The sequence below is a fragment of the Halomonas sp. TG39a genome (genome assembly GCF_000744395.1).
Taxonomy (GTDB): Bacteria; Pseudomonadota; Gammaproteobacteria; order Pseudomonadales; family Halomonadaceae; genus Vreelandella; species Vreelandella ventosae_B.
The window spans coordinates 1068858-1088299 of sequence record NZ_JQLV01000001.1; the positions used below are offsets into that span (position 1 = coordinate 1068858).

Annotated in this window: 16 protein-coding genes; 15 read left to right on the top strand and 1 reads right to left on the bottom strand. The window is 56.5% G+C overall.

Annotation, left to right across the window (positions count from 1 at the left end; translation table 11 throughout):
- Positions 1-208 precede the first annotated feature (208 nt).
- From nrdR to U738_RS04775, 13 genes are all read left to right on the top strand, one after another.
- Positions 209-688 carry a transcriptional regulator NrdR gene (gene nrdR, locus U738_RS04715; RefSeq protein WP_035577827.1) on the top strand — a complete coding sequence of 160 codons (480 nt, stop codon included), beginning with the start codon at positions 209-211 and terminating at the stop codon, positions 686-688.
- On the top strand, positions 685-1851 hold the full coding sequence (ribD, locus tag U738_RS04720) for a bifunctional diaminohydroxyphosphoribosylaminopyrimidine deaminase/5-amino-6-(5-phosphoribosylamino)uracil reductase RibD (protein WP_035577829.1): 1167 nt from the start codon (positions 685-687) through the stop codon (positions 1849-1851). Before nrdR ends, ribD begins: the two co-directional genes overlap by 4 nt.
- Before the next feature lie 143 nt (positions 1852-1994).
- Entirely contained in the window at positions 1995-3161 is a 1167-nt protein-coding gene (ribBA, locus tag U738_RS04725) for a bifunctional 3,4-dihydroxy-2-butanone-4-phosphate synthase/GTP cyclohydrolase II (protein ID WP_035577832.1), read from the top strand.
- An 18-nt stretch (positions 3162-3179) separates the two neighbouring features.
- Positions 3180-3668, top strand: coding sequence for a 6,7-dimethyl-8-ribityllumazine synthase (gene ribH / locus U738_RS04730; RefSeq protein WP_035577834.1), 489 nt, complete (start codon positions 3180-3182; stop codon positions 3666-3668).
- Positions 3665-4159: a transcription antitermination factor NusB gene (nusB, locus tag U738_RS04735; RefSeq protein WP_035577836.1), complete on the top strand. Its 495-nt coding sequence runs from the start codon at positions 3665-3667 to the stop codon at positions 4157-4159. The genes ribH and nusB overlap by 4 nt, the downstream gene beginning before the upstream one ends.
- Before the next feature lie 36 nt (positions 4160-4195).
- Positions 4196-5185, top strand: coding sequence for a thiamine-phosphate kinase (thiL, locus tag U738_RS04740; RefSeq protein WP_035577838.1), 990 nt, complete (start codon positions 4196-4198; stop codon positions 5183-5185).
- Positions 5182-5655 (top strand): phosphatidylglycerophosphatase A family protein, encoded by a 474-nt coding sequence (locus U738_RS04745; RefSeq protein ID WP_022519723.1) that lies wholly within the window; start codon positions 5182-5184, stop codon positions 5653-5655. The genes thiL and U738_RS04745 overlap by 4 nt, the downstream gene beginning before the upstream one ends.
- A 95-nt stretch (positions 5656-5750) precedes the next feature.
- Positions 5751-7007, top strand: a complete 1257-nt coding sequence (locus U738_RS04750; RefSeq protein WP_035577840.1) for a DUF945 family protein — start codon at positions 5751-5753, stop codon at positions 7005-7007.
- A gap of 148 nt (positions 7008-7155) precedes the next feature.
- Positions 7156-9621 (top strand): endopeptidase La, encoded by a 2466-nt coding sequence (gene lon, locus U738_RS04755; RefSeq protein ID WP_035577841.1) that lies wholly within the window; start codon positions 7156-7158, stop codon positions 9619-9621.
- A gap of 167 nt (positions 9622-9788) precedes the next feature.
- Positions 9789-11957 carry a methyl-accepting chemotaxis protein gene (locus U738_RS04760; protein WP_035577842.1) on the top strand — a complete coding sequence of 723 codons (2169 nt, stop codon included), beginning with the start codon at positions 9789-9791 and terminating at the stop codon, positions 11955-11957.
- A gap of 170 nt (positions 11958-12127) precedes the next feature.
- Positions 12128-14296, top strand: a complete 2169-nt coding sequence (locus U738_RS04765; RefSeq protein WP_035577844.1) for a methyl-accepting chemotaxis protein — start codon at positions 12128-12130, stop codon at positions 14294-14296.
- A 186-nt stretch (positions 14297-14482) separates the two neighbouring features.
- Positions 14483-16327, top strand: a complete 1845-nt coding sequence (gene ilvD, locus U738_RS04770) for a dihydroxy-acid dehydratase (protein ID WP_035577847.1) — start codon at positions 14483-14485, stop codon at positions 16325-16327.
- A 55-nt stretch (positions 16328-16382) separates the two neighbouring features.
- On the top strand, positions 16383-17438 hold the full coding sequence (locus U738_RS04775) for an oxidoreductase (protein ID WP_035577849.1): 1056 nt from the start codon (positions 16383-16385) through the stop codon (positions 17436-17438).
- A gap of 190 nt (positions 17439-17628) precedes the next feature.
- Here U738_RS04775 and nudE read toward each other — a convergent pair whose 3' ends face one another.
- Positions 17629-18270, bottom strand: coding sequence for an ADP compounds hydrolase NudE (gene nudE, locus U738_RS04780; RefSeq protein ID WP_231896730.1), 642 nt, complete (start codon positions 18268-18270; stop codon positions 17629-17631).
- Positions 18271-18347: 77 nt separating this feature from the next.
- On the opposite strand from nudE, the gene yrfG reads away from it, so the two are divergent.
- Positions 18348-19040 (top strand): GMP/IMP nucleotidase, encoded by a 693-nt coding sequence (gene yrfG, locus U738_RS04785; protein ID WP_035577851.1) that lies wholly within the window; start codon positions 18348-18350, stop codon positions 19038-19040.
- Complete coding sequence (locus tag U738_RS04790; RefSeq protein ID WP_035577854.1) at positions 19037-19426, top strand: RNA-binding S4 domain-containing protein; 390 nt, start codon at positions 19037-19039, stop codon at positions 19424-19426. Before yrfG ends, U738_RS04790 begins: the two co-directional genes overlap by 4 nt.
- The last annotated feature ends 16 nt before the right edge of the window (positions 19427-19442 follow it).

Genomic DNA, 19442 nt, shown 5'->3' on the forward strand with positions numbered 1-19442 from the left:
GTGACTCCTGATAAACAATCTGCCACAAACGCTGCAGCTTGTGTGCCAAATCGTTACAATACGAGGTTGATACCGCGTTTAAACGCTAAGATATATTAGCTTGTGGCAGTTGCTACTGCGAAACGCCATTAATAGCACACACATTGACAGGTTATAACACGCTAACTCGTGGGGCACGCCGACACGAGCTGACAACAGGTTGACCGCCATGCATTGCCCTTTTTGTGGTGCAAACGATACTCGAGTGACCGATTCGCGGCTGGTAGCCGATGGCGACCAGGTGCGCCGTCGCCGCCAGTGTGCGAGCTGCCAAGAGCGCTTTACCACCTACGAAACCGCTGAATTGGTCATGCCGCGAGTGGTGAAGTCTGACGACTCACGGGAGAGCTTTAACGAAGCCAAATTGCGGGCAGGCATGCTGCGCGCACTGGAAAAACGCCCGGTCAGTGCTGAAGCCATTGAAGCGGCGGTGGAGCGCATTCGTCAAACGCTGCGCGCTCGGGGCGATCGTGAGATCAACGCCCGGGATATCGGTGAGTCGGTCATGCAAGCGCTTAAAACCCTTGATCACGTGGCTTATATCCGCTTTGCCTCGGTGTATCGCAAGTTCCAGGATCTGGATGAATTTCGCGCTGAGATTGATCGGCTTTCCCAAGAGCCCTCAAACAAGAGCGGACCGTCAAAATGAGCAGCGATTTTAGCCACGCCGACCACCGCTATATGGCGCGGGCGCTGCAACTGGCGCAAAAGGGCTTATACACTACTGATCCGAACCCGCGGGTCGGCTGTGTGATTGTGCGTGATGAGCAGATTGTCGGTGAAGGCTTTCATCGGTGTGCCGGTGAACCCCATGCCGAAATCCACGCTTTAAATGCCGCCGGTGAGCGGGCCCAGGGGGCGACCGCCTACGTGACTCTGGAGCCCTGTTCCCACACCGGGCGCACCGGGCCCTGTGCGGTAGCATTGAAGGAGGCCAGCGTGTCACGGGTAGTGATCGCGATGGTGGATCCTAACCCCCAGGTGAGCGGTCGCGGCATTCGCATGCTTGAAGAGGGCGGTGTCGAGGTTGCTGTGGGCTTGCTTGAGAGTGAAGCGCGCGGGTTAAACCCCGGCTTTATTGCTCGCATGACCCAACAGCGTCCCTTTGTGCGCCTGAAAATGGCGATGAGTTTAGACGGCCGTACCGCCATGGGATCCGGGGAGTCCCAGTGGATTACCGGGCCCGAAGCGCGAACACAGGTGCAGCGGCTGCGGGCGCGCTCCAGCGCCATATTGAGCGGTGTGGAGTCGCTTATTATGGACGACTCACGGCTAACGCTACGCAAAGAGCAGCTGCACCTCGATAATGTTGACGACGTGGTTCGCCGCCAGCCTCTGCGGGTGATTTTAGATACCCACTTGCGCTTACCCCTGGCGGCGGCCTGTTTAAGCGAACCAGGGCGGACGCTAGTGATCACCACGCCAGAGCACGCGGAGGAGAAGCGCGAACGGCTAATCCAAGCGGGTGCGGAAGTTCAGATAGTGCCCGCTGGGAGCGATGGTCGTATCGATCTAGTGGCAATGCTGCAGTGGTTAGCAGAAAATGAGCAGGTTAACGAACTGCTGGTGGAAACCGGTGCGACGCTGGCAGGCGCTATGCTTGACGCGGCGCTGGTCGATGAACTGCAGCTGTTTGTCGCCCCCACGCTGTTAGGTGGCGAAGCACGGCCGCTTTTTGCGCTGCCAGGGCTCTCGCGTATGGCCGACCAGCGGCGTTTAACCATTCATGATATGCGAGCGGTGGGGCGTGATTGGCGCATTATCGCCTCTCCTCAGGCGACTAGCGCATTGAACGAGAGCAAGGTACCCTGACGCGCAAAATCATGACTAATTTTTCGCGGGACGTTTTCTTTGCGACAACTGCTCACGGCAATTGTTTGTGATAATTGTTAATGACAACCGCTCATGAGAACCGTTCGTGACAACTGTTCATGAAAACATTGACTGGAGATTCCATGGCGCACCCCACCTCTAGAGGCTTAGCCCCTATCGCCGAGCTGGTTGAAGATATTCGCCAGGGCAAAATGGTGATTCTCATGGACGATGAGGATCGCGAAAATGAAGGTGATATCATCATGGCCGCCGAAAAAGTGCAGGCCGAACATATCAACTTTATGGCCCGTTTCGCCCGTGGCTTGATCTGTATGCCAATGACCCGTGCCCGTTGTGAGCAGCTTAATTTGCCATTGATGGTGCGTGATAACGGCTCCGGTTTTGGTACCAAATTTACGCTTTCGATTGAGGCAACCGAAGGGGTCACGACCGGTATTTCCGCGGCGGATCGAGCGCGCACAGTACAGGCAGCGGCGGCGCCCCATGCCAAGCCGTCGGATATCGTGCAGCCGGGCCATATCTTTCCGCTGATGGCAGAACCGGGCGGTGTGCTGCGTCGTGCCGGGCATACCGAAGCGGCGTGTGACTTGGCGGCTCTGGCAGGCTGTGACCCCAGCGGTGTGATCTGCGAAGTCATGAATGATGATGGCAGCATGGCGCGCCGCCCGGAACTCGAAGCCTTTGCTCATGAGCACGGTATTAAAATTGGCACCATTGCGGATTTGATTCACTACCGCATCGTCAATGAGCAGACCATCGACCATCTAGAAGCGTCAACGGTGATGACCTCCCATGGCGAGCTGACGTTGCACGTTTTCCGTGATCGTATACAGGGCGCCCATCACCTGGCATTGGTGAACGGCCAGCCCACGCCTGAGCAAGCCACCACGGTGCGCGTGCATCTTAGCGATACGCTACGCGACGTGATGGGCTTGATGAAAGACGAGCAGTGCCGTTGGGATGCTCATCGGGCGCTGGAAGAGATTGCCGGTGCCGCGCCGGGTGTGTTTGTGCTGATTGATGACGGCCGCCCTCATCAGGATTTAAAAGATCAGTTGGATATCTTTTTGGATCGTGTGCGTCAGCCGCGTACTAGCGATTCCGACGGCGCCGGTAACTACTTAACCATCGGCACCGGTTCGCAGATTCTGCGCTATTTAGGCGTGGGTAAAATGCGCTTACTTAGTTCACCGTGGAAGTTCTCCGCGCTGTCCGGCTTTGACCTTGAAGTCGTCGAGCGACTGGGTCCTAACGACACGGCGTACGAGCCAACTTCTCAGCAAGACTAATTTAGCAGGAATAAATTGATGCACTCCCTCACTCAAGTTGAAGGTACCTTTGTTGACGTCGATGGCCACTATGTCATTGTGGTCGGCCGTTTTAACCATCACGTGGTGGATAGCCTGGTGGAAGGCGCCGTCGACAGCTTGACCCGCCACGGCGTAGACGCCGAGCACATTCATATTGTTCACGTGCCAGGTGCCTGGGAACTGCCGTTGGCGGTGAAGCGCGTGCTAAAGGTGATGAAACCCGATGCAGTAATTGCCCTGGGCGCAGTCATTCGCGGTGGAACGCCTCACTTTGAGTATGTGGCGGGCGGCTGCAATACGGCGATCAATCACTTGCAGCTTGAGTTTGATACCCCGGTGGCTAACGGCGTATTAACCGTTGAAAACATCGAACAGGCGATTGAGCGTGCGGGCACCAAAGCCGGTAACAAAGGCACCGAAGCGGCCATGGCGGCCATGGAAATGGTCTCTCTGCTGCGCGCGCTGCCGTTAGGAGATAACCAATGAGCGAGCGTAAACCTTCTGCCGCTCAGCAGGGCCGCCACGCAGCGCGTGAGTTAACCGTGCAGGGGCTTTATCAGTGGCACATGACGGGTAAATCCATCACCACTATTGAAGCCGAGTTTCGTAGCCAGGTGGCTGATGATGATCTGGAAGATCATGAAAACTGGGTCAAGGTGATGGAGATTGCCGACAAGGCACTGTTTCACGAGCTGCTCCATAATACCGTACGTTTTAAGGTGGAACTGGACCGTGAAATCTCTCCCCTGTTAGACCGCCGCCTGGAAGATCTTGATGCGGTCGAGTTGGCAATTCTGCGATTGGGCGCTTACGAGCTTTCCCGGCGCATGGAAGTACCCTATCGTGTAGTGATTAACGAAGGCGTTGAGCTGGCTAAGTCATTTGGCGCCACCGACGGCCATAAATACGTGAACGGTATTCTCGACAAGCTGGCTATTCGCTTGCGTAGTGCCGAGGTCACCGCTCGTCGTCTCTGAACGCGAGCGGTATGACAATGCGTTTAAGGGGCCTTTGTGCTTGCCGAATTTGATTTGATTCGACGCTACTTTATGTCGTCGCAGGAGGCGTCGACCGCGTCAAATGGCGTCACACTAGGATGTGGAGACGATGCCACGCTACTGGTACCGCCAGCAGGTCAACAGCTGGCCGTAAGCGTTGATACCTCGGTGGTGAATGTACACTTTCCCCGCGAAGCCCCGGCATTTGCGGTGGGCCACCGTGCCTTGGCCGTTGCGCTGAGCGATTTGGCCGCCATGGGGGCGACTTCACGCTGGTGCTTAATGGCGTTGACCCTGGATCAGCGTCAATTTGCCGATGATGAAGCTGTCCATGCTTGGCTGGCAGACTATGCGCGTGGCTTTCATTCCCTCAACCAGCAGCACGACACAACGCTGGTGGGGGGGGATGTCACTTCTGGTGCGCTCTCCATCGGCGTCACCGTGATGGGCGAAGTCCCAGTGGGTGAAGCCTTGACCCGTGGCGGTGCCCGGGCGGGTGACCTGATCGCCGTCACCGGCGCATTGGGCGGCGGGGCAGGCGGGCTGGTGCTTTGGCAGCGGGGCGAGCGTGATGTAGCGCATCCGCTGCTAAGTCGCTATCTGTTGCCGCAGCCGCGCTTAGCCGCGGGCTTGGCGCTACGTGGCCTAGCCACCGCGGCGCTGGATATTTCCGACGGCCTGCTGGCGGATCTAGCCCATCTTCGCGAGGCTTCGCAAGTAGGGGCCGTCATCGCGTTAGACGCGCTGCCATTAGCTGATGAGCTGGAAAGCACGCTAGGTCGGGAGGCTGCTTTACAGGCGGCGCTTTCCGGCGGCGATGATTATGAGCTGCTAGTGACATTGCGTGCTAACGATGTAGCCACGGCGCAGCAGCGCCTTGCGCCATTAGGCTTGACGCTGACCGTCATTGGTCACTGTTGCGAATCGCTCGGCGTGAGGGCCTCTGACCAGAGTGACCTAAGCAGCTACGCCGGCTGGCAGCATTTTAGTGGGGAAGCGCCATGAATCGTGCACCTAAAAGTGTCTGGCGCCGTCCAACACATTTTTTTGCCTTTGGCTTAGGCAGCGGCGCTGTGCCTTGGGCACCCGGTACCTTTGGCACCCTGGCAGCCATTCCGTTCTACTGGATGATGGCGGAACTGCCCCTGGGGTGGTACCTGAGTATTTGTTTTGTCACCTTTGTTATTGGCGTTTGGCTGTGCGATAAAACATCTCACGATCTAGGTGTCCACGATCACTCTGGCATCGTTTGGGACGAGTTTGTGGGTTACTGGCTGACCATGGCGGCGGTGCCTTTTTCGTGGGAAGCTGCGCTATGGGGGTTTGTGGTATTTCGCATCTTCGATGTCTTTAAACCCTGGCCGATACGCTGGGCAGACCGCCGCGTAGCGGGCGGTTTTGGTATTATGATCGATGATGTGATGGCCGGGGCCTACGCCTGGAGTACTATGCACCTGTGGTTCTGGCTTCACTAAACTTGGTAAGTGGTAAGTGGTAAATAGAGATCAGGAGCGGTTGATAACTTTTTTCGAGTGCATTGACTGCAAGGCGTTGGCTTCAAGGAGGTAGCATGCGCAAGGAACGTCTGATTGTCCCCACACTGGCAATTATCGCGGTGGTGTGGATGGCAGCGCAGCTCCTCTCCAGCGTGCTTTTTGAGCGCAGCCTGCGCCAAGCGCTCGAAGATTTGGAGGCGCGGGGAGAGTGGCGCGTCAATCGTACTGAGAGTCATCAGGGCTGGCTAAGCTCCCAAGGTAGGCTGATTCTTTCACCGCTATTGGGTCGCCCCTGGCGTCTTGAGCTGACCTATAATGCGCGTCACGGTATCTTAACCACAGATGTCGAAGGCACTGTGTTACCGCGCCTGGATACTGTGTTGCAGCAAGCCTTGGGCGAAGTCACTGCCCCCTCTGTGCCGCGCTGGCAAGGGCGTTACCACACCCTGAGCGGTCATAGCGAGCTGCGCCTGGCGCTTGCTCCCTTCGTTATTCAACAAAATGGCCGCGACTTAGCCGTTCGCGGCGGTCGGCTACGCCTGGAAGGCGTGTTTGGCGATTGGCGGCTACGCGCGCTGTTTGACCAACTCACCCTCACCGATGGCATGGCCCAGCTAGCGCTAGGCCCCACGGCGTTGGAAAGCCGCTACACCTATACCGACGGTGCCTACCACTTTGCTCAGCGCGATCACCTGCATATTGAAACAATGACGCTGAGCTACCCCTCCTACGATATCCAACTTTCGCCCCTCGACCTGAATAGTCATATGGTGCTGGATGAGAGCGAGCTGCGTATCAAAGGTGACTTAGAGGTAGGTGATGTGATGGTGCCTTCTGAAGCGCCGGACATGCCGCTACTTAATGGCCGCATAGAGATGGAACTCTCCCGCCTGAATGCCGATGCGGTACGCCACGTGATTCGCCGTTTGCGGCAGGAAGCCGCTTGGGGAGACGCTAGCCTACCCATGGCCGAAGGCTTGCTGGCACGCCTTGAGCCGGATTTGCGCAAAGTGCTTAGCGACTCGCCGCGTTTAGATGTGATGACCGTTGCCATCGACAGTCCGCTGCTAGGTATTCGCCTGGATGCGGATGGCGCACTGTTTTTTGATGCCCGCCAGTTGGATGAGCTGAGTGTGGTTAATCTGGATAATAAGAAAGAGCAGGCGAAGTGGTTGGAGCGTATTGATGGCGATTTCACCTGGCACGATGCGCCTACCGTCGCTGCGCTATGGTTAGGGCTGCCGCTCGGCACCCGTGAGCTGCAATTTGATGTGGTACGCGGCGTATGGCGAATCAATGGTCGCCCAATGCCCGAGCTTTGGCCTCAATAATTTAAAAGCAACGCTTACCTACGCTCGCAGGTAGCGCTGTTAAGCAGGCTGTTCTACTCCCCAAGGGTTGAAGTTTAGCTGCACTGCCCGCATTCCATGGACAACGCTAGGCGGTTCTCACCGCCAGTACCGGTTCATTGGAGGATGCATGAGCGACCAGGATTACGAACGTGATAATGAACACCTTGACTGGCAAACTGATGATGAACAGTCATCCTCAACGACGGCTGATGAGAAGGGCAGTGAAGATTTTCGCTCTGACGGCGAACGAGTAAACTCCCTCGTGCCCGCCAGCGAAATGCTGCCTGAACGTATTTATCTCTTGCCTATCCATAATCGACCTTTCTTCCCTGCCCAGGTGCAACCCCTGGTGGTCAATCGTGAGCGCTGGGAAGAGACCATGCGCCGCGTGGGCAACACGCCGCACCACACCCTAGGCGTTGCCTTTGTGGGTGAACAGGGCGTTACCTCTCTTGACCACGAAGGTTTCCCCGAAATCGGTACCGCGGTCAAAGTGCATAAACTCAAGGGCGAAGATGATCAAATTCAGTTTATCGCCCAAGGTCTTCAGCGCTTTAAGATTACCCGTTGGTTGTCTAAAGAGCCGCCTTATCTCGTCGAAGTCACTTATCCGAAAGAGCCGGTTGACGCGGAGAATGAAGAGACCCGCGCCTACGCCATGGCGATTATCAACGGCATTAAGGAACTGCTGCCGATTAATCCGCTGTATGGGGAAGAGCTCAAACACTACCTCAACCGCTTCAGCCCCCATCAGCCGGGGCCGTTGACCGATTTTGCCGCCGCGATCACCTCCGCCAAAGGCCCCGAACTGCAGGATGTGCTGGCCACCCTGTCGGTGGAAGAGCGGATGCAGAAAGTGCTGCCGCTGCTGCGCAAAGAGATCGATGTGGCGCTGCTGCAGGGCGAGATCAGCGAGCAGGTCAACGCGCAAATGCAGGATCGCCAGCGCGAGTTTTTCCTGCGTGAGCAGCTCAAGGTCATCCAGCGTGAACTGGGTATCTCCAAAGATGATCGCGAAAACGATGTGGATACCTTTAGAGCGCGTCTTGAATCGCTGGTCGTGCCCGAGCGCGTGCAATCGCGCATTGACGATGAGCTCAACAAACTCAGCGTGCTGGAGACCGGTTCGCCGGAGTACGGCACCACGCGCAACTACCTGGATTGGCTCACCTCACTGCCCTGGGGGGTGACCAGCCAAGATCAGTTGGACCTACCCCACGCCCGCCAAGTGCTGGATCGTGACCACGACGGCTTGAAAGACGTTAAAGAGCGCATCATCGAATTTCTGGCCGAGGGCACTTTTAAAGGCGACGTAGGCGGCTCGATTGTGCTGTTGGTCGGCCCGCCGGGGGTAGGTAAAACCTCCATCGGGCGTTCGATCGCCGAAGCCCTGGGGCGCCAGTTCTACCGCTTCTCGGTGGGCGGCATGCGCGATGAAGCGGAAATCAAAGGCCATCGGCGTACCTATGTGGGCGCTATGCCCGGCAAATTGGTGCAGGCCTTTAAAGAGGTCGAGGTCGAAAACCCCGTTATCATGTTGGATGAGATCGACAAGCTAGGGCAGTCCTTCCAGGGCGACCCCGCCTCGGCACTGCTGGAGGTGCTCGACCCTGAGCAAAACGTCGACTTTCTTGATCACTACCTCGACGTGCGCATGGATCTCTCCAAGGTGCTGTTCATATGCACCGCCAACACCCTGGACTCGATTCCTGGGCCACTGCTGGATCGCATGGAGCAGATACGTCTTTCCGGCTATATCGCCGAAGAAAAACTGGCGATAGCTAAGAACCACCTATGGCCGAAACTGCTCAAGCGCGACAATCTGACGAAAAAACGCATCAGCTTGTCCGATGCGGCCTTAAAGCAGGTAATTGAAGGCTACGCCCGGGAAGCCGGCGTACGCCAGTTGGAGAAACAGCTGCACCGCATTGTGCGTAAATCGGCCGTTAAACTGCTCGAAGAAGAGGGCGAGACGGTCAAGATATCGGTTAAAAATCTTGAGGAGTTCTTAGGTGCGCCGATTTTCCGTAAGGAAAAGGTGCTTACCGGCGAAGGGGTGGTGACCGGTCTGGCGTGGACCTCCATGGGAGGGGCGACGCTGCCCATCGAAGCGGGCAAAGTACACTCGCTGGATCGTGGCTTTAAGCTCACCGGCAAGCTCGGCGAAGTGATGCAGGAGTCCGCTAACATCGCTTACAGCTATACTTTAGGTCATCTACAGGAGTATGGCGCCGATGCAGACTTCTTTGACTCGGCGTTTGTGCATTTGCATGTGCCCGAAGGCGCCACGCCCAAAGATGGCCCCTCGGCTGGTGTCACCATGACCACCGCACTGCTCTCGCTGGCCAAGCACCATGCGATCGATCGGCCACTGGCAATGACCGGCGAGTTAACCCTAACCGGCCAGGTGCTACCCGTGGGGGGGATCCGCGAGAAAGTGATTGCCGCAAGGCGCAGCGATATTTTTGAATTAATTCTGCCCGATGCCAATAAACGCGATTATCAAGAGCTGCCCGACTACCTAAAAGAGGGCATGACGGTGCACTTTGCGAAACGCTACCGTGATGTGGCCAATGTGGTGTTTGGCCGCTGATAGAACGTTTATTTAATTCCTTGCAGAGGCTATTTGCCCTTTTATTAAGCGTCTTACCAAAGTAAGGCGCTTTTTTTACATTTGTTCACTGGTTTGCTGACAAGAACCCTAGCGATAATAGCGTATGATTGAATAAAAATTAAGAATATCTAATTCTTGGAGAACTGATGCGCAATAACCAGCCTGTGACGCAACGCGAGTATGTCCTGAGCGAAGAGGCGGTATTGATCTCCCGCTCGGATCTAAAAGGCAATGTCACTTATGCCAATCCCACCTTCGTTGAGGTCAGTGGCTATAGCCGTGAAGAGCTAATCGGCTCTCCTCACAACCTTCTTCGTCATCCAGATATGCCTGAAGCCGCGTATGCAGACTTCTGGAAAACGATTCAAGCGGGGACAACGTGGCAAGGCGTAGTCAAAAACCGACGTAAAAACGGCGATCACTACTGGGTGCATGCTACGGTCGCGCCACTGCGGGACGGTGAGCGTATCGTTGGCTACACTTCTGTGCGCCGCAAAGCTGCCGGTAAAGCCGTTGCCCGGGCAGAAAAAGTCTACGCCGACATTCGCGAAAAGGGCAAGTCCCGCCATTATAAGCTGGCTCAAGGCACACTGCGGCGTAAAGGCTTGACAGGTATGCTGTCGCGCTTTCAGTTCTCTAGCTTGAAAGCCAAGCTCACCAGCATGGTCGTGGCATCGCTGCTGCTGCTCTGCCTTTCGGGTGGATTAGGCGTATACGCGGTGATGATCTCCGGTGAACGGCTAGAAACCATTAATCGCTCCGGATTGGGTGATGTCGCCTCGTTGCAGCATATCGAACGCCATATTGGCCAAACGCTTGAGACGCTTGAGCCTGCAGTGCGCAGCCCCCGCCGCGCTGACCTGGATGCCGTCAACGCAGACATAGGCCAATACACCGAAGCCATGCAAACGCTGTGGGCGGATTACTACGCGGGTGATGCGGTGACGGATGAGTCCGCCCAGGTCTTTGACAGTACGTTGGCTACCTGGATAAACGGGGTGCAAACAACCCTTGAAGCGATTCAAGTGGGCAATGGGTTTGCGGCCTTTGAAGCCTTTAATGACACAGTGGTGCCGACGACTGAATCACTACGTGAGATGAACAGCACGCTGGTCGAAAAGGTGCGCGCCGATGCCGAAGCGTTGGTCGCCAACGCGCAAGGCGGGCGTCAACAGCTGCTAATAGCGCAATTGGTGCTACTGGCAGTGGGCTTTTTAGTCATGATCGGCCTAAGCGTGATGATTCTGAAGTCGGTGTTTCGCAGTTTGTCCGGCGCGCGCTATATCACTTTCCAAATTGCCGCGGGTAACCTGGCCGCCCGTGAGCGGCGTCAAACCAACGATGAACTGGGCGAGCTGCTTTACTCCTTGGACACCATGCGTTTTAGCCTTTCCAGCATCGTGGGTGATGTAGAGAATCGTGTCTCTGTGGTCACTCCGGCAATTCAGCAGATAGCTGCTGAAAACGAAGAGCTCTCTTCGCGTACCGAGCAGCAGGCATCGTCGCTTCAGCAGACCGCCTCGAGTATGGAGGAGATGACCTCGACGGTTCAGCAGAATACTGAGAATGCCCGTCAGGCTACCGACCTGGCGGTGCAAAATGCGGCAAGTACTCGGGAGACCGGTCAGCAAATGCAAAAGCTGGTGGAGCGCATGCAGCGTATCGCCCAGAGTGCTGAAAAGATGACCGAGATGATCAGCGTGATCGACGGTATTGCCTTCCAAACCAATATCCTGGCGCTGAATGCGTCGGTTGAAGCTGCGCGCGCGGGCGAACACGGCCGCGGCTTTGCGGTTGTCGCCAGTGAAGTGCGCAATCTAGCTGGTCGTAGCGCGGATGCCGCCCAGGAAATCCGTAAGATGATTGATAGCACCACCCAGGAAGTCAGCGGTGGCCGCAGTGCGGTGGAGCAGGCGGAGCGGGCAATTGAAGAGGTCTCTAAGCAGGTCAGCCGGGTCAGTGAGCTGATGGAATCGATTAGCACGGCTTCCAGTGAGCAGAGCAGCGGGATAGGGCAAATTAACTCGGCGATTGCCGAAATGGATCTTGTCACCCAGCAGAATGCCTCTAAAGTGCAGTCGATTGCGGCGTCAGCCGACAACCTCTCCCTTGAAGCCTATGAACTCGCCAACGTGGTTGATGCGTTCCGTTTGGAAGGTGCCCAAGATGAGAGCATCAAAGAGGCGCGAGCGAAGTTACAGCGCGCCAACCAAGCCCTCAGCAAAGCAGCCCAAAGTTTGCCCGGGCCTGCCGAGCAGCGTGGCGCTAAGCCACCCGCAACGCAACCACGCGCCGACCAATGGGAAGAATTCTAGTACCCCAGGCAACGCGGTTAGGTGATTGATTTGCCTTTATTCGTTTTAATCATATGCCACCCTTTGCGGTGGCATATTTCATGCATCACCTCTAATTGAAAAGGCTTAGTGTTAGGGAACCGCTAAGCCTAAAGATGGCGCAAGCCTTCAATAAAAAGTAGGGGTTCTAAATGCAAAATGCCGAACAAGCAGCATCCGCTGTTTATGAGCTAGCCGATGACGAAGTGTTGATCTCACGCTCGGATCTTCAGGGCAGAATCACCTACGTCAACCAGACCTTTGTGGAGGTGAGCGGTTATTCGCTGGAAGAGATAATGGGCGAAGCCCATAGCTTGTTCCGCCACCCGACAATGCCAACAGGCGTTTTTCAAAATCTATGGTCAACCATTGAAGCCGGTAAAAGCTGGCAAGGACTGATCAAAAATCGCCGTAAAAGTGGAGAGGCGTATTGGATACATACCACCATTGCACCGCTGCTCGATGGTGAGCGTGTTGTGGGCTATACCTCTATCCGGCGCAAAGCCTCGGCTAAGGCCGTTGCCCGGGCTGAGCGCGTGTACACTGCAATGCAACAGGGCAAAATACGTGGCTTTAAGCTTCATTATGGTGCGTTACGCCGCACGGGGCTGCGGGGTTGGGCGCAACGTTTTAGTTTCAGCAGTATCCAGGCCAAGCTAATCGGCATGGTGTTGGCGTCTATTATCTTATTGGTAATGGCGGGGGCAGCAGGGGTTTATGGCTTAACCAGTTCCGCTGAACGGCTGCGAACGCTCAATCAAACCGGTCTTGAAGGCATCACCGATCTTCAGCAGATTGGTCAGCGCGTTAGCCAAGTGATCCAGGTGTTAGAGCCTGCGGTGCGTAACCCGCGGCGTGCAGATCTCGATGTGCTGGATACACAACTAGCCACCATGAGCACCGCTATTGAAGCGTCATGGCAAGGCTATAGCGCGCAACGCGAAACAAGCAGTGTGCAGGAAGGGCTAACAGCGCACCTCACCACCTTTAACGAAAGTGCCGATACCACCCTAACCGCTATCCGTGATGGCAACGGCTTTGCCGCTTTTGAAGCCTTTAATGACACCGTGCAACCTACCTCTGAGAGTATTAGTGCCACTATCAATGTATTGGTGGACCAGGAGCGAGCGGCCGCTCAAACCTTGATGGAAAACGCCGAGCAGCAACAGCAAGGGCTCTTATACGGCCAGTTAGGTGTTCTCCTGCTAGGTATCATATTAATGGTCGGCCTCAGCATGGCAGTCCTTAAATCGCTGATTAAATCGCTCAACGAGGCGCGCCGGGTAACGTTCCAAATCGCTGCGGGTAACCTCGCCAACCGAGTGACTTTAAAGCGTAATGACGAGTTAGGCGAGTTGCTGAGTTCGCTGGAAACCATGCGTGCCAGCTTGTCGGGGCTGATTACCGAGGTGGGCAACAAAGTCGATGTGGTGACACCTGCGTCCGAACACATCAAACAGCAGAATGAAGACCTGGCGTCGCGCACCGAGCAGCAGGCGTCCTCGCTGCAGCAAACCGCTTCGAGCATGGATCAAATGACCGCAACCGTGCAGCAAAACACTGAAAACGCCCGCCAGGCCAATCAGTTGGCCATGCAAAATGCGACGACCAGCCGGGAAACTGGCGAGCGCATGCAGGCGCTGGTTGAGCGTATGGAGCGCATTGCTGCTAGCGCCAATAAAATGACCGATATCATTAGTGTGATTGACGGCATCGCTTTTCAAACCAATATTTTGGCGCTGAATGCCTCGGTGGAAGCCGCAAGGGCCGGCGAGCAGGGGCGTGGCTTTGCGGTAGTGGCTAACGAAGTGCGTAACTTAGCCGGGCGAAGTGCCGATGCCGCAGGCGAAATTCGCCGCTTAATCGACGCCTCCTCCGAGGAGATTAACGGCGGCGCCCAGGCTGTGAGAGAGGCCGAAGCCGCGATTGAGCAGGTCGTTACTCAGGTGATGAAAGTCAGTGATATTATGGAAGAGATCAGCACCGCGTCCGATGAACAGAGCAGCGGTATCGCGCAAATAAATACCGCCGTCTCGGAAATGGATCACGTTACCCAACAGAACGCCTCCAAGGTACAGTCGATTTCCAGCGCCGCCCAGAACCTCACCCAGGAAGCCCTGGAACTGGCTAATGTGATTGCCGCCTTCCGCTTAGAGGGCGCAGCAGATGAGAGCAGCGAGACCGCCCGCGAGCGCTTGCTTAAACTTACACCTACTCCATTATCAGCACCAGCTCCCCAAGCACTAGCCGCACCTCAGCACAGCTCTCCGCAACGCACTGCCCAGGCACAACCAACGGAAGAGGCGTGGGAAACGTTTTAACTCTTCGGCGCCATGGAGGGCGCTAAATCTCGTCTTTGCCCTACTCTCTGCATCTCGCCTCTGCATCTAGTCTCTACGCAGCACCCATGCCACAATCTAAGGCCGTTGGATTAACACCAGCCCACGCCCTTTTATGCTGTGGTCTGATAAATAATAGACAGTAAAAAGTAGACAGTAGAGGACGCCATGCCAGAGTATCGCTCACGTACCACCACCGCTGGCCGCAATATGGCCGGTGCCCGCGCCCTGTGGCGTGCCACGGGTATGCAGGACGGCGACTTTCAAAAACCGATTATTGCGGTCGCCAACTCCTTTACCCAGTTTGTGCCGGGCCATGTTCACTTAAAAGATATGGGCCAGCTGGTGGCGCGAGAGATTGAGAAAGCCGGTGGTGTTGCCAAAGAGTTTAATACCATCGCGGTGGACGACGGCATCGCCATGGGCCACGACGGCATGCTCTACTCACTGCCCAGCCGTGATCTGATCGCTGACAGTGTCGAGTATATGTGCAACGCCCACTGCGCCGATGCGCTGGTTTGTATTTCCAACTGCGACAAAATCACTCCTGGGATGCTGATGGCGGCTCTGCGCCTCAATATTCCGGTTGTCTTTGTTTCCGGCGGCCCCATGGAAGCGGGTAAAACCAAGCTGCTTAACCATGGGCTGGATCTCGTCGATGCCATGGTCATGGCCGCTGACGACAGCGTAGACGATGAGACTTTGGCGGAAGTAGAGCGCAGCGCCTGCCCCACCTGCGGCAGCTGTTCGGGTATGTTTACCGCCAACTCAATGAACTGCCTGACTGAAGCGCTGGGCTTGGCGCTGCCGGGCAACGGCACGGTGCTGGCCACTCACTCGGATCGCCGCCGCTTGTTTGAAACCGCGGGGCATCGCATTGTCGAGCTGGCCAAGCGCTACTACGAAGGCGACGAGGCGCACCTGCTGCCCCGTGCCATTGCCTCCAAGGCAGCGTTTAAAAATGCCATGACCCTGGATATCGCCATGGGCGGCTCGACCAATACCATCCTGCACTTCCTGGCGGCGGCCCAGGAAGCCGAGGTGGACTTTACCATGTCGGATATAGACCGCCTCTCCCGTGAAGTGCCTCAGCTATGTAAAGTGGCGCCCAATACCCAGAAGTATCACATCGAAGACGTTCACCGGGCCGGTGGTATCATGGCCATTCTAGGCGAGCTGGATCGTGCCGGGGTGCTGGATACGTCGGTACCCACCGTGTACGGCGATAGCCTCAAAGCCGCGCTGGATGAGTGGGATATCATGCGCTCGCCAAGCGCTGAAGTGGTTGAGTTCTTTAAAGCCGGGCCGGGTGGCATTCCCACCCAAACGGCGTTTTCCCAAAGTGCTCGCTGGCCGAGTCTGGATGGCGACCGCGCTACCGGCTGTATTCGTGACCTTGAACACGCTTTCTCACAGCAGGGCGGCTTGGCGGTGCTCTACGGCAATATCGCGCTGGATGGCTGTGTGGTCAAAACCGCCGGTGTCGATGACTCAATCCTGGTGTTTGAAGGCCCCGCCCATGTGGTGGAGTCCCAGGATCAGGCCGTTGCCGATGTGCTGGCGGATAAAGTCAAAGAGGGCGATGTGGTAGTGATTCGCTACGAAGGCCCCAAAGGCGGCCCCGGTATGCAGGAAATGCTCTACCCGACCTCTTACCTAAAATCCAAAGGGCTAGGCAAGGCCTGCGCGCTGCTGACCGATGGACGCTTCTCGGGGGGCACCTCAGGGCTCTCCATTGGCCATGTCTCCCCGGAGGCCGCGGCGGGTGGCGCGATTGGTTTGATTGAGCAGGGCGACCTGATCCGTATCGATATCCCCAACCGGGCGATCAACGTCAAACTGACCGACGCTGAGCTAGCGGCTCGCCGCGAAGCGATGGACGCCAAAGGTGTCACAGCCTGGAAGCCAGTTGAACAGCGCCCCCGCAAGATTACTCCAGCGCTTAAAGCCTATGCCCTATTGGCGACCTCCGCCGACAAAGGGGCGGTTCGGGATCTAAGCAAGCTCGATTGATACTCACAGCTGATACACGCAATCGACATTCGCAACAATCCGAGTAAGGAATCAAATGAAGGCGATTATTAACGTTGGGTTAGTGGGCTACGGTTTCGCTAGCCAAACCTTCCACGCACCGCTGATCCAGGCCACGGAAGGCCTGGATTTGGTGGCAGTGTCGTCAAGCAATGCGGCCAAGGTAGAGGCGTCTCTTCCCAATGTTGAGGTTGAGAGCCAAGCGCTGGACCTCTGTAAGCGTAGCGATATTGATCTGATCGTAATTCCCACGCCCAACGATACTCATTTTTCGCTCGCTAAAGCGGCCCTAACGGCGGGCAAGCACGTCGTGGTTGATAAGCCGTTTACGGTCACGCTTTCAGAAGGCAAACTGCTCAAAAAGTTAGCAGATGACAAAGAGTGTCTGCTGTCGGTGTTCCATAATCGCCGCTGGGATAGCGATTTCTTGACCGTTAAAGATCTGCTGGCGGCGGGAACATTAGGTCGGCTGGTGAATTTTGAATCCCATTTTGACCGCTTTCGCCCGGAAGTTCGCGACCGCTGGCGCGAGAAAGCCACCCCCGGTGGTGGTATCTGGTACGACCTGGGCCCACACCTTCTGGATCAAGCCTGCGAACTGTTTGGCATGCCCCACGCAATCCTGCTGGAGCTTGGCGCACTGCGGGATGGCGCCAAGGCCGACGATGACTTCCTCGCGCTGCTCGACTACGAAAGCTTTCGCGTTACCTTGGCGGCGGGCACGCTGGTGGCGGAACCGACGCCACGCTTTCGGATTAATGGCACCCAAGGCAGCTTCATAAAATACGGCTTAGACCCTCAAGAGGATCGCTTAAAAGCAGGCGAAGTGCCGACATCCCAATGGGGCGAAGATACCCAAAATGGCACCCTGACACTGCGCGAAGGAGAGGGCGAAAACGCGCCGCTAACGCGCCGTGAGCTTCCTACCCTGCCGGGCGATTATCTGGCGTATTATCAAGGCATCACCGCTGCTATCCGCGATAAAGCACCGCTACCGGTCAGCGTCGACGACGCCCTGCGCTCAATGGTCTTGCTGGAAGCAGGCTTAGACAGCCACCGTCAACGGCGCTGGATCGCATTGAAGAACCATTGATGTGAGGGGGGAGGGGTGAGGGGTGAGGGGTGAGGGGTGAATCGTGAGTGGGTTTTCGTAGCGCGGCGTAAGCGTCAGCGCACCCGCGGAAGCAGCGCGAAGCGGTGCCGGGGTTGGGGTGGCAAGGCCTCTGGGCGGCTTGCTACTCCGCGCACTATTCACTCCTTTCTTCTCACGCTTCACCACCCAATCAAAGCAAATCCGTCGCGCTATTGCGTTTCTCTTCCCGCAACCTATCCCGGGCGATATAGAGCGCGGCGATAGCGCGGGCTTCGTGAAAATCTTCGCGCAGTAGTAGGGCGGGGAGCTCCTCAATGGCGTGGGTTTCCACAATCAACGGCTCTGGCTCATCCCCTGGCAGGCGCTTGGGGTACAGGTCGGTGGCGAGGAGTACCTGCATACGGTGGCGCATATAGTTGGGCGCCAGCGAAAGCTCGACCAGCGGTTCAATGCGGTGAGCGCCAACGCCACACTCTTCCATCAGTTCGCGGTTGGCTGCGGTGATAATATCTTCACCGGGGTCGACCAATCCCTTTGGAAGGGTCAGCACATAATCTTCAAACCCTGCGGCATATTCCCGGATCAGCAGCACATGGTCGGGATCGGGCATCGCCACCATCATCACCGCACCGCGATCAGCGCCGGTTAAGCGCTCAAATTGGCGCTCCTCGCCATTAGAAAAGCGCAAATCCAATGACTCAATCTGGAATAAGCGACTTTCGGCAACGCGCTTGCGCGCCAAAATCTGTGGCTTTTGCTGGTACCCGGAGCGGTTAATGTTGGCATCGTCGGGGTGATTGAAGGGGTTGTGCGTTGGCGGGAACGTCGACATAACAGTGGGCCTCCATGGCTGGTAAAAGGCGGTTACGCTACAATAGCACGCTTACTCCTAACGTGACTGGAGCGGCAATGATTGATTGGCGCGAGATAGACACCGTCCTCTTAGACATGGACGGCACGCTGCTGGATTTACACTTCGACAGCCACTTTTGGCTGGAGCATCTGCCGCGGCGCTACCGTGAGTTGCACCAACTGGATGAAGCCTCTCAAGAAGCCCTGCGTGCACGTATTATCGGCGAGCAGGGCACCTTGAACTGGTACAGCCTGGCGTACTGGAGCCGCGAGCTGGGTGTGGATATCGTCGCTCTGAAGCGCGAAGTCCAACACTTGATAGGCCTGCGCAGCGACGCGCTGGATTTTCTCAAATGGCTAAAACAGGCCCACCCGCGGGTAGTGCTCGCCACTAACGCCGATCGCGCCAGTCTTGCCCTGAAGCTACCCCTCACCGGCCTAGAAGGCTACCTGGACGCTATCGTCTCTTCCGAGGACGTGGGGGCTGCCAAAGAGGAACAAGCATTCTGGTTTGCCCTGCAGGAAATTGAGGCCTTTGATCCCGCGCGTACGCTGTTTATCGATGATAACGCCCGCGTGTTAGAGAGCGCTCGTGAGTTTGGGATTAAGCATCTACTGGGCATTAAACAGCCAGACAGCCAGCGGCCTGAAAAAGAGTTACAGGAATTTATTGCCCTAGACCGCTTTGCGCATCTGTTTCCCGAGCAACTGCCACATCAGTTTTCAGCAACGCAAGGAGAGCGTTCATGAGCGACAGCGTACGCTTGGATAAATGGCTGTGGGCCGCACGATTTTTTAAGACCCGCGCACTGGCTAAAAAAGCCATTGAGGGCGGGAAAGTGAATTACGACGGTGGCCGCGCTAAAACCAGCAAGCAGGTGGAAATCGGTGCACTTATTCGCGTGCCCCAGGGCTGGGAGATATTGGAGGTAGAGGTCTTATCGCTTTCGGATCAACGCCGCGGGGCACCAGAAGCGCGCACGCTCTATGCGGAAACCGCAGAGAGCGCGCAGCGTCGTGCTAAAGAGGCCGAAGCAAGACGCCTCACTAACGAAGCGATGCAGCACCCGCTCAAGCGCCCCGACAAAAAGCAGCGCCGCGATATCCAGCGCTTCCAGCGCCATCAGGGTGAGTAACGAGACTATCGTAGGT

Coding starts and splice junctions, on each gene's coding strand:
- U738_RS04775 (WP_035577849.1), top strand. CDS start 16,383: ATGAAGGCGATTATTAACGTTGGGTTAGTGGGCTACGGTTTCGCTAGC.
- ribH (WP_035577834.1), top strand. CDS start 3,180: ATGCACTCCCTCACTCAAGTTGAAGGTACCTTTGTTGACGTCGATGGC.
- nrdR (WP_035577827.1), top strand. CDS start 209: ATGCATTGCCCTTTTTGTGGTGCAAACGATACTCGAGTGACCGATTCG.
- ribBA (WP_035577832.1), top strand. CDS start 1,995: ATGGCGCACCCCACCTCTAGAGGCTTAGCCCCTATCGCCGAGCTGGTT.
- ribD (WP_035577829.1), top strand. CDS start 685: ATGAGCAGCGATTTTAGCCACGCCGACCACCGCTATATGGCGCGGGCG.
- nudE (WP_231896730.1), bottom strand. CDS start 18,270: ATGTCGACGTTCCCGCCAACGCACAACCCCTTCAATCACCCCGACGAT.
- U738_RS04745 (WP_022519723.1), top strand. CDS start 5,182: ATGAATCGTGCACCTAAAAGTGTCTGGCGCCGTCCAACACATTTTTTT.
- U738_RS04750 (WP_035577840.1), top strand. CDS start 5,751: ATGCGCAAGGAACGTCTGATTGTCCCCACACTGGCAATTATCGCGGTG.
- ilvD (WP_035577847.1), top strand. CDS start 14,483: ATGCCAGAGTATCGCTCACGTACCACCACCGCTGGCCGCAATATGGCC.
- U738_RS04790 (WP_035577854.1), top strand. CDS start 19,037: ATGAGCGACAGCGTACGCTTGGATAAATGGCTGTGGGCCGCACGATTT.
- nusB (WP_035577836.1), top strand. CDS start 3,665: ATGAGCGAGCGTAAACCTTCTGCCGCTCAGCAGGGCCGCCACGCAGCG.
- yrfG (WP_035577851.1), top strand. CDS start 18,348: ATGATTGATTGGCGCGAGATAGACACCGTCCTCTTAGACATGGACGGC.
- U738_RS04760 (WP_035577842.1), top strand. CDS start 9,789: ATGCGCAATAACCAGCCTGTGACGCAACGCGAGTATGTCCTGAGCGAA.
- U738_RS04765 (WP_035577844.1), top strand. CDS start 12,128: ATGCAAAATGCCGAACAAGCAGCATCCGCTGTTTATGAGCTAGCCGAT.
- lon (WP_035577841.1), top strand. CDS start 7,156: ATGAGCGACCAGGATTACGAACGTGATAATGAACACCTTGACTGGCAA.